This is a genomic window from Streptomyces sp. URMC 129, assembly GCF_051386415.1.
Taxonomy (GTDB): domain Bacteria; phylum Actinomycetota; class Actinomycetes; order Streptomycetales; family Streptomycetaceae; genus Streptomyces.
The window spans coordinates 35,955-48,006 of the sequence record NZ_JBPQTQ010000031.1 but is presented as its reverse complement, the minus strand read 5'-3'; the positions used below and the strand labels follow the sequence as shown (position 1 = coordinate 48,006).

At 75.5% G+C, this 12,052-nt stretch carries 9 protein-coding genes; 1 reads left to right on the top strand and 8 read right to left on the bottom strand.

Annotated elements, in window-relative coordinates; all coding sequences use genetic code 11:
• Positions 1–73 precede the first annotated feature (73 nt).
• Positions 74–1,189, bottom strand: coding sequence for an acyltransferase family protein (locus tag ACSNOC_RS09350; protein WP_436746827.1), 1,116 nt, complete (start codon positions 1,187–1,189; stop codon positions 74–76).
• 137 nt (positions 1,190–1,326) lie between these two features.
• Between ACSNOC_RS09350 and ACSNOC_RS09345 the strand changes: the two genes are divergently transcribed.
• Entirely contained in the window at positions 1,327–1,710 is a 384-nt protein-coding gene (locus tag ACSNOC_RS09345; RefSeq protein ID WP_436746826.1) for a globin, read from the top strand.
• Between the two features lie 63 nt (positions 1,711–1,773).
• Here the strand turns inward: ACSNOC_RS09345 and ACSNOC_RS09340 are convergent, their stop codons facing one another.
• The 7 genes from ACSNOC_RS09340 to ACSNOC_RS09310 form a co-directional block, all read right to left on the bottom strand.
• Complete coding sequence (locus ACSNOC_RS09340) at positions 1,774–2,745, bottom strand: FHA domain-containing protein (protein WP_436746825.1); 972 nt, start codon at positions 2,743–2,745, stop codon at positions 1,774–1,776.
• Between the two features lie 29 nt (positions 2,746–2,774).
• The gene (locus tag ACSNOC_RS09335) at positions 2,775–4,121 is read right to left on the bottom strand and encodes a VWA domain-containing protein (protein WP_436746824.1); all 1,347 of its coding nucleotides are present in this window, start codon (positions 4,119–4,121) and stop codon (positions 2,775–2,777) included.
• Between the two features lie 52 nt (positions 4,122–4,173).
• A complete protein-coding gene (locus ACSNOC_RS09330) occupies positions 4,174–5,499 on the bottom strand; it encodes a protein phosphatase 2C domain-containing protein (protein WP_436746831.1) in 1,326 nt (441 codons plus the stop codon).
• 2 nt (positions 5,500–5,501) lie between these two features.
• The gene (locus tag ACSNOC_RS09325; RefSeq protein ID WP_436746830.1) at positions 5,502–8,030 is read right to left on the bottom strand and encodes a tetratricopeptide repeat protein; all 2,529 of its coding nucleotides are present in this window, start codon (positions 8,028–8,030) and stop codon (positions 5,502–5,504) included.
• Between the two features lie 41 nt (positions 8,031–8,071).
• A complete protein-coding gene (locus ACSNOC_RS09320; protein WP_436746823.1) occupies positions 8,072–9,370 on the bottom strand; it encodes a hypothetical protein in 1,299 nt (432 codons plus the stop codon).
• A gap of 69 nt (positions 9,371–9,439) precedes the next feature.
• Positions 9,440–10,537 carry a glutamate ABC transporter substrate-binding protein gene (locus ACSNOC_RS09315; protein WP_436746822.1) on the bottom strand — a complete coding sequence of 366 codons (1,098 nt, stop codon included), beginning with the start codon at positions 10,535–10,537 and terminating at the stop codon, positions 9,440–9,442.
• A 20-nt stretch (positions 10,538–10,557) separates the two neighbouring features.
• The gene (locus ACSNOC_RS09310; protein ID WP_436746821.1) at positions 10,558–11,970 is read right to left on the bottom strand and encodes a hypothetical protein; all 1,413 of its coding nucleotides are present in this window, start codon (positions 11,968–11,970) and stop codon (positions 10,558–10,560) included.
• Positions 11,971–12,052 lie beyond the last annotated feature (82 nt).

The window sequence follows — 12,052 nt, the reverse complement described above, 5'->3', positions numbered from 1 at the left end:
ACAGCGTCAACGGCGGAATCCTCGGTCCAGGTCGCGTCACACCCGACCAACGACGAATCTCCGACTCAGGACACTAGCTCCGCGTAGCGGCGGCCGGGTCGGCGGCCTGGCGCTGGCCCGGGACGGCGGGCTCGGTCCCGGGCCCTCCGGGGCTCCCCGGCCGCGCGGACTTCCCCGGCTTCCCCGGCTTCTCCGGCTCGGTCCGGAACAGCCAGTCCAGCGAGGGCTGCACGATCGGCCGGAAGACCCTGCGCACCGGTGCCGAGCCGAGGACCACGCTGAGCGCGATCGCGGCCAGCGGCATCAGCGCCTGCTCGTACCAGGGACCGACCCAGTCCACGCCCCACCAGCGCAGGGCCGGACGCAGCACCAGCGGGTGCAGCAGGTAGATGTACAGGCCGCCCGCGCCGAGATAGGTGACCAGCGGCAGCTTGCGGCGCGGCACCAGCCGGACGAAGGCGAGCGCGATGACCATGCCGCAGCACAGCACCCCGCCCCGGACGACCCAGTCCCACGGCAGCGGCAGCTCGTACGTGGCGTCGTACGGCTTGCTCATCCGCAGCCAGCTGAACGCCACCTCCTCGCGCGCGAACCACGCGGCCACGCAGGTGACGGCGATCACCGCGAGCGCGGCCCAGCGGCTCCACGCCGCCGCCAGCGCCTCCGCGAACAGGCCCTGCCGCAGCTTCCAGCCGAGCAGGAAGAACGGCAGGAAGCACACCGTCCTGGACAGCGACATGAAGTCGCCGAAGTCCGAGAGGTAGCCGACGGCCAGCGCCGCGACGACGGAGGTGGCCAGCGGGTGGCGGAGCTGCACCAGGTACGGCAGCCCCACGCGCCAGAAGAGCAGCGACAGCAGGAACCACAGCGCCCAGGGCGGCTGGGCGATCTGGAAGTTCCAGTCGCCCCAGAAGTACCGCTGCTGGAGCGTGTGCAGGAACCCGATCGCCAGATAGGGCACCAGGATCGACTCGACGAGCCGCCTGGCCTCGCGGGCGGTGAGGGTGTCGGCCCGGCTGAAGTACCCCGCGACCATCACGAAGACGGGGACGCGCAGCGCCCAGGTGGCGATCTGGAGCCAGCGGAGACCGTCACGGTCCATGATCGTGTCGGTCAGGTGCCCGAAGACCACCAGGGTGCCGGATATGTAGCGCAGGTTGTCCCAGTGCGGATCACGGCTCTTGGTCATCGAATCCCGGTGGCGCGAGGGGCCGCGCAGTCGTCCTTTCACTCTGCATTAGACATGCCACCGGTGCCCCGGGGTGCGCTTCCGGGGTGAACGATCAATAACGATTCGGCGTGTCGGGGATCTGCGACCATGGAGGGGTGACGGACCAGCAGTCGTTCTATGAGCAGGTCGGGGGCGAGGAGACGTTCCGCAAGCTCGTCCGCCGCTTCTACGAGGGAGTCGCGGCGGACCCGGTGCTGCGGCCGATGTACCCCGAGGAGGACCTCGGCCCGGCGGAGGAGCGGCTCGCGCTCTTCCTCATGCAGTACTGGGGCGGCCCGCGCACCTACAGCGACCACCGCGGCCACCCCAGGCTGCGGATGCGGCACGCGCCGTTCGCCGTGGACCAGGCGGCGCACGACGCGTGGCTGCGCCACATGCGCGAGGCCGTGGACGCGCTGGGCCTGGCGCCCGAGCACGAGCGGCAGCTGTGGGGGTACCTGGTCTACGCGGCCCGCTCCATGGTCAACACCCCCGGCTGACGCCGCCGCGCGGTCCGGGCCGCGACCGCCGTCGGCACCGCGGTGAACGGCGGCGGCCCGGGGTCAGCCGCGGTAGAGGGTCAGGGTCGTCCAGGCGCCGACGTGGACGCGGTCGCCCTCGCGGAGCGGGACCGGGACGTAGGGCTGGATCGGGTCCTCGGCCCCGTTGACGGTGGTGCCGTTGGTCGAGTCCTGGTCCACCACGGCCCAGCCGCCGTCCGGCTGCTGGACCAGGACGGCGTGCTGGTGGGAGACGCCGGGGTCCTCCGTGGGCCGGGAGAGGTCGATGTCGGGGGCCTCGCCCGTGGACTGGCGGCGGCGGCCGATGGTGACCTGCGGCCCGTTCAGCGGCATCCGCTGCTCGGGCGCGTAGGCGGGGAGGGAGAGCTGGGCCGCTTCCGGGCCCGAGCGTCTCATCATCGCCGCGAAGTACACGGGGTCGGGGCCGATGGTGACCATCCAGCCGGCGGTCCGCTGCTGCGGCGGCTGCGGCTGGGGCGCCGACGGGTACCCGGGCGGGCCCTGGTGGGGCGGCGCCTGGTGGGGCGGCGGCAGCATCCAGTCACCGCTCGGCTGCGGCTGCTGCTGCGGCGGCGGCTGGGTGTGCAGCGAGTGCTCGGTGTGCTGCGGGCGCTGCTGGTGCGGTGGCGCGGACGCCGGCTGCTGCTGGCCGTACACCGGCCGGCGGGGGCCGGGCGGCGTCGGCGGTATGTACGTGGTGGGGGAGTTGGTCAGGAAGTTGTACCGGCACTCCTCGCAGAACGGGGCCTGCCCCTCGCGCGGGGTGTGGCACTGCGGGCAGAGCTGGGTCCGCGCCATCGGCGCGGTGGCCGGGGCGGCCTGGCCGGGGTAGCCGGGGTAGCCGGGGTAGCCGGGGTAGGGCGGCGGGCTCTGGCCCTGGCCGCCGGGGAAGCCGGGGGGTGGCGGTGCCGGTGCCGGCTGCGCGGGAACGGCGGCGGGCGGAAGCATGCGGTGACCGCACACCTCGCACCAGTCCTCGGCCACCGACTGGTGGCCGTTCGGGCAAGTCGGCATGGTGGTGCCTCCCCCTCACGTCACGCGCGTCACTCGTCTTCGCTCGGCTTCTTCTTCACTCCGACCGTCTTCGTCGACCGGGTCTCCAGGGTCATCTCGTCGACCTCGGCGACCGTGGTCTTCAGTCGAACAGTACCGGTCGCCGCGTCCTCCACGTCCACTACCTTGGCGAGCAGTTTCGCCGTCGCCTCGTGCCCCGAGAGGTGTGCCAGCCGCACCGCGCGGCCGAGGCGCGCGCCGGCCCCGGCGGCGTCGCCGCGTCTGCGCAGCTCCAGCCCCTCCCTGATCGCCCGGGCCAGCTCCGCCTGACCGGCGTAGTGGGCGACCTGCGGGTTGACGGCCGCCGCGGCGGCGAGGTCGTCCGTCCACACCACCCGGATCAGCCCGTGGCCGAGCGAGGCGGCGGGCGGCCCGGCCGGGTCGGCGGGGTCCCGGACGACGAACGCGACGCGGGCGGCCAGCAGTTCCCGGCCGACCCCGGCGTCCGGCACCCGCACGCACACGTGGTAGTCGCGGGACTCGTCGCCCCAGGAGCCGGTGGGGTAGTCGCCGGAGCGCGGCGGGGACGCGGTCCGGCGGCCGGTCAGGTCCTCGACGCTGGGCGCGACCTGCCTGACGAACCGGACCGACGCCCCGTGCGGCGTCCACAGCCGCAGGCCGACGTCCCCGATCTCCTTGCCCGTCGCGGCCGTCATCATCGCCGTGAAGTCGGCGGTCAGCCCCTCCGGTTCGGCCACGATGTCGGCGGTGCCGAGCAACGCGGAGGCGATCGAGGTGACCTCGGCCACCCGCCAGTCCGTGCCCACGCCCCGCGCGTCGCAGGTGAACCGGCCCGCGCAGGCGTCCAGGGCCTCCCGCAGCCGCGCCGGGGTCTCGTGCTCGTCCCGGCCGTCGGTGAGCAGGACGCCGTGCCGGACGCCGGCCGGAGTGGTGGCGAACAGCCGCGCGGCCAGCCGCAGCCAGGTGCCGATGGCCGTGCCGCCGGAGGCGGTCAGGCCGCGCACCGCCGTCCGGGCGGCGGCGCGGGTAGCGGGGTCCGCGACGGCGAGCCGGCCGCCGCCGGGGAAGACCTCGGCGGCCCGGTGGTTCCCGGCGACGACCGCGAACGCCACCCCGTCGGGCAGCGCGCCGATCGCCGCCTCGGTGGCGAGCCGCGCGTGCCGCAGCTTGTCCGGCGGGCGGTTCATCGATCCGGAGCAGTCCACCATCAGGACCACGGCGGCCCGGGGACCGTCGGCGGGCAGCGGCCGGCCGCCGCTGCCGGTGGCCGTGACGGTGACGACGGCGTGCGTCTCCCGGGCGCCGCGGGGCAGATACGGGTTCTGGTGGACCTCCACGGTGAACCGCGGGGTGTGCGACTTCGCGAAGTCCGCCATGGCCGTGCCCTCCTGACGCCGTTGTCGTCCCCGGGGGTGGAACGGCCGCCGGTCAGGCGCTCCCGGACCGGTCCGCCTCGGCCGGGAACGGGATCACCGCGACCGTCACGTTGTCGTGGCCCCCGGAGTCGAGCGCGTGCCGCACCAGGTGCCGGGCGCCGGCCAGCGGCGCGGACCGCGCCTTGGCGGGCACCACGCGCGCCATCTCCTCGGCGGTCTCCGCGTAGTTCCACAGGCCGTCGGTGCAGACGATGACGACGCCGGGCCGGTCCGGCTCGAACGAGCGGGTGTGCGGCTCGATCTCCTGCGCGTCGGCGCCGAGCCAGGCGGTGATGGCGTGCGCCCGGTGGTCGTTCATCGCCTCGGCCTCGCTGAGCAGCCCGGCCGCGACCATCTGCGCCGCCCACGAGTCGTCCTGGGTGAGGCGGGCGGGCGCGGCGCCCTCCTCCTCGGGCACCCAGTAGGCGCGGCTGTCGCCGATCCAGCCGATGGTGAGGGTGCGGCCCGCGGTGATCGCGCTGACGATCGTGCAGGCCGGCGCGTTCCGGCCGGGCTCCTGCTCGGCGGGGTCGGCCAGCGCGCTGACCGCGCCCGCGGCGGCGACCAGCGCCTCGTGCATGGCGCGCCGGCTGTCCACGCCGCGCGGCAGCGCGTCGAGGAGGAACTCCTGCGCGGCCTCCGCCGCCGCCGCGGACGCCTCGTCGGGGCGGCTGGAGGAGGAGACGCCGTCGCAGACGACGGCGATGACGGCGGGGGAGCCGTCGGACAGGGCGGTGGCCGAGACGGTGAACGCGTCCTCGTTGCGGTGGTGGCGCAGGCCCAGGTCGCTGACGGCGGCGACGCCGCCGAGGGCGCGCTCCACGTGGTCGCGCTCGCCGGGCTGCGGACGCCCGCACTCCGTGCAGTAACCGTCCTCGGCGACCTGCCCGTTGCCGCACACCGCGCAGCGGGTCGGCGCGGCGGCGCGCGGGTCGGCGGCGGCCAGCGGCGCGCGGGGGTCGACCGCGCGCGGGTCGGCGGCCGGAACGCGCGGCGGCGTCGTCGGCATGGGCGGGATCCCGGCGGGCGCGGGCGCGGGGGCGGGCGCGGGGCCGGATTCCGGTTCGGGCCGCGGTTCGGGCCGCGGCGCGCTCTCCGCGCCGGGCCCGGTCCCGGGCTCCGCCTCGTGCCCGGTGGCCGGGGGCGGCAGGGTGAAGTCGTGCTCGGTGGGCGTGTACGACCGCGGCGGCGGCGCGGGCGCGGCGGCGCCGGACGCCGGGGGCGGGGTGCGGCGCCCGGCCGCTCGCAGATCCCTGCCGCACACTCCGCAGAAGCGGTCGTCGTCCTCGAGGGGCTCGCCACAGCCGGGGCAGGCGGAGAGTTGATCGAGCTGCGGCATTGTCACACCCATGTCCTCGGGCGGAAGCGGTTGGCCGCTTCCACCAGTTCGGTCCGTTCACTACTGGTTTGCGCCAGCCGGGCCAGGCGCCGGTAGGAGCGTTCAAGGCCCAGTCTGATACCGGTCTCGTCGAGCGGAGCACCGAGGAGCTCGGTCGGGTGCTCCGTTTGCTGACGGGACTGTCCGGGAGGTTGGGACAATACCCAGTCCAGCGCGCAACCCAGCACTTCGCAGGACAGTTGTTCACCCAGTGATGGTTCCAGTCCGGCGCGACGCAAACTGGCAACTTGCTGTCCGGCGGCCAGCAGATCGGGCAGCAGGTCCTCGGTGGACGGCCGTTGCCGCAGCCGGGCGCGCACCGCCGCGACCCGCGCGGCGGTGTAGTGGGCCGACGTCTCCGGTATCGACTCCAGCGCCCGGACCGCGCGCCGCCGGTCCCCGGCCGCCAGCCGCACCCGGGCCAGGCCGAAACCGGCGCTGACATGGCCGGGGTCGCTCGTCCACACCAGCTCGTAGTAGTCCGCCGCGTTGTCCAGCTGCCCGAGCGCCTCGGCGCACACCGCGAGCGCCAGCTTGGGCGCCACCTCGCCGGGGAACGCGTCGTAGATCGCGTCGAACGAGAGCGCGGCCAGCTCCCAGTCCTCCCGCACCAGCGCGGCCAGGCCCTGGTACCAGACGACGCGCCAGTCGCTGGCGTTGCGGGCGGCCAGCGCGGCCAGCGTCTCCCGGACCGCCCGCTCCGCCTCCTCGCCCGGCATCTCCAGATAGGCGCGCAGCTCCCTGACCCGGCGTTCCACCGAATCGGTCGGGGCCGAGCGCAGCGCCACCACCAGGTCGGCCGGCGAGGTGGCCGCCAGGCCCGCCAGGAACCCGGCGTTGGGGTCGCCCGGATCGACGCGCGGCACCGGCAGGGCCAGCGCGATCTGCCGCAGGTCGAGGGTCACGGTCTGGGGCGCGGCCGGGAGCGGCGGCGTGGCCGGCCGGGGCGGTGGCACCGTCACGGCGGGCGCGCCGGTCCCGGCGGCGGGACCGGCGGCGGATCGCGCGCCGCCGCCGCGCCGCCGTTCGCGGGTGCCGAGCTGCGACACCGGGCCGCTGGGCGGCGGCACCAGCTCGGTGTGCACCACGCGCGACTCCGGCCCGAACATCCGGGAGAGCGCCGGGCGCGGCTGCCCGGTCCTGATGGCCACGATCTCCCGCAGCACCCCGGTCAGCTGGTCGGCCATCTCCTGCGCCGAGGCGAACCTGCGGCGCGGGTCGGGATCGGTGGCGCGCACCAGGAAGCGGTAGAACGACTCGTACCGCCGGAAGACCTCGATGTGCTCCGGCTCCGGCAGGCTGTCCGCGAAGACCGTGGTGTAGCCCTGGAAGTCGAACGTCAGCACCGCCAGCGTGCGCGCCACCGTATAGAGGTCGGAGGCGACGGACGGGCCGATCTCCGCGACCTCCGGCGCCTGGTAGCCGACCGTGCCGTAGATGGCGCTCTCGTGGTCGTCCATCCGCCGCACCGCGCCCATGTCGATCAGCTTGAGCTGGTCGTCCTGCTGGATGGCGTTGTCCACCTTGAAGTCGCAGTACAGCAGGTTGCGGCTGTGCAGATAGCCGAGCGCGTCCAGCGCCTCGATCCCGTACGCGCAGGCCTGCTCCACCGGCAGCGGGTCGCGGCGGCCGTCCGGGGCGCGGCGCGCGTTGGCGATCTCCTTCAGCGACTTGCCGCCGACGTACTCCATCACGATGTAGCCGTCGACGCTGCCGGTGCGCCGGTCCAGGTGCTCCACGAAGTTGTAGATGCGGACGATGCTCGAATGCTCGATCTCGGCCAGGAAGCGGCGCTCGGAGATCGCGGCGGCCATCGCGTCCTCGTCACCGGTGTCCAGCAGGCCCTTGAGCACCACCCACCGGTCGGACACGGCCCGGTCGATGGCCAGATAGATCCAGCCCAGGCCGCCGTGGGCCAGGCAGCCCGCGATCTCGTACTGGCCCCGCACCACGTCGCCGGGCTCCAGCTTGGGGATGAACGAGTACGGGTGGCCGCACTTGGTGCAGAAGCCCTCGGTGCGGCCCGGCCGCCCGCCGCGGGAGCGGCCGACCGGCGTGCCGCAGTCGCTGTTGCCGCAGAACCGTTTGCGCTCGGGGACCTCCGGGTCCTCCAGGACGGCGGAGAGCGGGTCGGGCCGGGGCACCTCCGGCATCGTCACCAGTCCGGCGCCCAGCCGCGCGCGGGCCGAACTCCCGGTGCTCGTACGGGAGCTGCGCACCGTGACCGAACGGCCCGGCAGCCCGCCCGAGACGGCACGCCACAGCCGCCCGGACACCGAGCGGCGGGAGAACTGCGAGTGCGACGAGCCGCTGCCGCTCGAACTGCCCCGCCCGCCGCCCGAGCCCGAGCCCTCGCCCGAGGAGGAGGAGTCCGCGCCGTCCGCGCCCCGGGCCGAGCCCGTGACGCCGGTCGCGGCCGAGCCGATCATGCCCTCCGGCGAGACGACGGGCGCCAGCCCGCACACGCCGCAGTACAGCTCACCGCCGCCCATGTCCTCGTACGCGCCCGCGCAGCCGGGCCGCTGACAGGCCGTCACGGGTCGCTCCTCCCGTCCGCCGGCCGGTCCTCCTCGCCGGGGACCAGGATCTCGGCCGCCGCCCGCTGATAGCGCAGCACCGCGTTCTCCGCGGCGCGCAGGTCGCAGGGCGCGGTCCACAGCAGCCGCCGCGCCTGGTCGTACCGCTCGGCCAGCATCGGCTCCTCCGCCTTGCCGTACCGGGCGGCCTTCGCCCGGCAGGCGTCGAGCCGGCCGCGCAGCTCCGCCCGCACGGCCAGCGGCGCGGTGACCGCCGCGAGGGAGGCGCGGGCCCGCTCCAGCTCCTCCTCGGCGCGCTGCTCCAGCGACTCCAGCAGCGGGGACAGCCGGTGCCACTGCGCGCGGCGCCGGTAGTCGGCGGCGGTGGCCACCTGCTCGTGCAGCACGCTGTTCGGGCCGCTGACCGCCGGCACCTCCGAGGCGGCGATCTTCGCCAGCACCTCGCCGCGCGCGGTCCGCGCCTCGGCCAGCGTGCGGTCGGCCCGGGAGAGCACGTCGCGCAGCCGGATCAGCCGCTCCTCGGCGTCCTTGCGCACGCCGATCACGGCGTCCACCTCGCGCCGGATGTCGTCCAGGGCGCGCGCGGCGTGGTCGTAGCGCGCGGTGTCGGGCCGCCCGCCGCCGGGCGCGCTGCTCCCGCCGTCCGGGATCCAGAACGCGAGCGGGTCGGCGATCACCTCGGCGCGCAGGGCCGTCAGTTCGCCGGTGACCCGCTGGAGGTCGTCGCCCGCCGGGTGCGCGCCGGGGCGCACGCCGACGGAGTGCGCCAGCTCGCTGAGCCGGCGCAGCTCGGCGGAGAGGAGGTCTATACGGGCCGGGAGCGCCGACCAGACGGCGTCGGCGGCGATGACGACGTCGAGGACCTCGGCGTAGCCCGTGTTCATCCGGTCGACCAGCTCGGCCCAGGTCAGCCGCTCGGCGGCGTGGCCCTCACCGGGGCCGGAGGCGATCAGGTGGTCGCCGTCCACCAGCGCGCTGAGCCGGAGCAGGTCGTCCGGGCCCGGGAAACGGCTTCTGGCCCGCAGCTCCCTGGCGGTCTCCAGGGCGTCCGTGCAGGCGTCGAAGTACGCCCACAGCCGGGACGCCGTCCGCTCGGCCCGCGCCCACCGCTCCCGGGTGACGCCGGACAGGTCGGCGCCTTCGAGGAGCCTGCGGCCCGCGTGGTCCTGCAACGCGAGCAAGGAGGACTCGATCGCTTCGTGCTCGGCGCCGAGCCGCGCCAGCGCGCGGTCCACCTCCTCCCGGCTCAGCACCTGCCCGCCGGAATCCGGGGCCATCGCTCTCCCCTCCGTCATGTTTCTCCGTCGTGTCACGCCGTCCGCCGCGTGCGGCGTCCGGCTGATCCTTCCCCGGCCGGAGCCGGGTCACGGATCGGTCGGGTCCCGGTACCGCGGTTCCGGCGGCGCGGGCGGGGGATCGGTGGCGGGGTCGTACAGATAGCGGGCCAGCCACCGGTCGTACGACCGGAGCCACTCGCTCGGCTCGCCGTCCGGACCGGGTGCCCGGTAATCCTCCAGCACGGCGTTGACCCAGCTCACCAGGTCGGTGTCGGCCAGGTTCATCGCGACGCCGTAGGACTCGTGGGTGAGCGCGGTGTCGGCCAGCCGCATCGAGGGGTCCTGTGCCAGGTGCCCGGCCGCCAGCGCCCCGTCGGTCATCAGGGCGTCGGCCAGGCCGAGCTGGACCCGCACCAGGCAGTCCAGGTGGTTGTCCGCGCCCACCAGCTGCGCGCCGTGGCTCTCGCTGTCCAGCAGCCGGGCGGCGGTGGAGCCGTTGGCCCGGCACACCCGCATGCCGTCGAGCGAGTCGTCGAACCCCTCGATCGGGGAGTCGTCCGGCACCAGGAGCTGCTGGCCGGTCTCGAAGTAGGCGGTGGAGAACGCGACCTCCTCCCAGCGCTCGCAGGTGATCGACATGGTCCGCACCACCATGTCCACGACCCCGTCGCGCAGCGCGGGGATGCGCTGGTCCGTGGGGATGGCCAGGAATCTGACCTCCGCGCCCGGGCCGAGCAGGTCCTCGGCGATGGCCCGCACCAGGTCGATGTCGAAGCCGACGATCTCGCCGGTCTGCGGGGAGCGGTACCCCCACAGGTAACTGTTCTGGTCGATGCCGACGACGAGCTGGCCGCGCTCCCGGATGTCCTCCACGGCGGAGCCCGCGATCCGGGCCGGCGGGTAGCTCTCGACCGGGTCCCTGCCGTCCGCGCACCGCTCGGGGACGGCGGCCGGGGCCGGTCCGTGGTCGGCGTGCCGGGCCTCGGTGGCGCGGGTCCGCCCGGCCTCCGGCGACCCGGCGAGGGGGCCGGGCGGCAGCGAGCCGGCGAGCACGCCGCCCGCCAGCGCGAGCCCCGCCGCGGCCAGGAACAGCGCCCGCCGGTCGCGCCGCCGCGCGCGCCCGCGCCTCCCCGGCAGGGCGCGGCGCGCCGCGCCCTGCCGCTCGTCCGGTCCCCGCTCCGGCATGGTCCGCACCTCCCGCGCCCTCACCGGTACTCCGACAGCCTGCGGCCGATGCCCAGCGCCGCGCCCACGGCCCCGAGCACGGACAGCAGCACGACCCCGGTCCGCAGGCCGCCCAGCGCGGCGTGGCCCTCGTCCGCGGCCCGGGTGAACTCCGCCTTCTCGTGCGCCACCGCCTCGGCCAGCGACTGGTCCACGGCGTCGAAGCTCTCCCCCGTGGAGCCCTCGGCCCCGATCACCATCTCCACGGCCTCCTCGTACGCCCCGGCGAGCTCCAGCGCGCGGGCGTCGGTGTGCCGGGCCCGCCACTCCCCGGTGGCGGTGATGGCCAGCTCCACGGGGGCCCGGCCCTCGTCGTCGTCGGCCAGGGCGCGGGCGTCGTCCAGCAGGCCGCTCCCCGGCTGCCCCTCCGGCCCGGCGAGCCGGGTCATGTGCCGCTGGTAGCTGTCCTCGGACTCGCTGCCCGCGCCGCGCGCGATCAGCGTGATGCTCTCGTCGCCGCGCGCCTTGAGCGCCTCGGTCCGCGCGTCGTACAGCGAGCTGAGCGACTGGGCCGCGCCGTGGTCCGCGTCGTTCAGCGCCGCACGGGCCATGGCGTGCGCGCCCGCCATCCACAGCAGCAGCACGGTGGTCGTGGCGGTGGCGGCCAGCAGGCCCTGGTTGAAGACCCGGTTGGTGCGCAGGTAGTGCCTGCGCTGCGCCCAGAGCAGCACCGCCAGCACGGCCAGGCCGGTGACGACCGACACCCACGGCCAGGCCCTGGCGTCGTCCAGGTCCTGCTGGAACCGTTCGGTCTCCAGCGCGTACAGCTCCGCGGCCTCCGGCAGCATCGTCTGCTGCATCTGTTCGTCGGCGTACCGCAGATACGCGCCGCCCAGCGGCAGCCCCTGCCGGTTGTTGGCGCGGGCCGTCTCGACCAGGCCGGTGTAGTCGGGCAGCGCCTCGTTGAGCGCGGCGATATGGCTCTGCGCCGCCGCGGAGGCCGCACTGTGGGCGGCGGCCTCGGCCAGCAGCGCGGCGGCGGTGTCGATGGCCTCCTCGTACCGCCGGCGGGTCTCCCGGTCCTCCTCGGCCCCGGCCAGGAAGCCCACGGCCGCGGTGGTGTTGGCGTCGGCGAGCGAGCGGTAGATCTCGGCCGCGCGGGCGGCCAGCGGCTGGCTGCTGGCCCGCACGGTCTGGACGTCGTCGGCCCGCGCGGAGATCTCCGCGAACGTGACGCCGCCCAGGAGCAGCAGCAGCCCGGCGACGACGGCGCCGATGATGCGCAGCCGGCCGGGCTCGGTGCGCGCGCCGGCCCGCAGCCGGGCCGCGCCCTCCGCGAAGGCGGAGCGGCGGCGCGGCACCTCGGGCGGCGCGGTGGGAGCCGGCCGGGCGGGCGCCGGCGGCGCCGCCGGGGCGGGCGGCGCGCCGGGTGGCGCGGTCGGCGGGTCAGTCACGTTCCGGGCCCTCCCCCTCACGTATCCGGCACGGGCCACGGCCGTCAGTATGCCGCCCGGCCCGAGCGGCCACACAGCCCTT

Excerpts from the sequence above, each read along its gene's own strand:
- ACSNOC_RS09350 (WP_436746827.1), bottom strand. The coding sequence starts at position 1,189 with ATGACCAAGAGCCGTGATCCGCACTGGGACAACCTGCGCTACATATCC.
- ACSNOC_RS09340 (WP_436746825.1), bottom strand. The coding sequence starts at position 2,745 with ATGCCGACTTGCCCGAACGGCCACCAGTCGGTGGCCGAGGACTGGTGC.
- ACSNOC_RS09335 (WP_436746824.1), bottom strand. The coding sequence starts at position 4,121 with ATGGCGGACTTCGCGAAGTCGCACACCCCGCGGTTCACCGTGGAGGTC.
- ACSNOC_RS09330 (WP_436746831.1), bottom strand. The coding sequence starts at position 5,499 with ATGCCGCAGCTCGATCAACTCTCCGCCTGCCCCGGCTGTGGCGAGCCC.
- ACSNOC_RS09325 (WP_436746830.1), bottom strand. The coding sequence starts at position 8,030 with ATGGGCGGCGGTGAGCTGTACTGCGGCGTGTGCGGGCTGGCGCCCGTC.
- ACSNOC_RS09320 (WP_436746823.1), bottom strand. The coding sequence starts at position 9,370 with ATGACGGAGGGGAGAGCGATGGCCCCGGATTCCGGCGGGCAGGTGCTG.
- ACSNOC_RS09315 (WP_436746822.1), bottom strand. The coding sequence starts at position 10,537 with ATGCCGGAGCGGGGACCGGACGAGCGGCAGGGCGCGGCGCGCCGCGCC.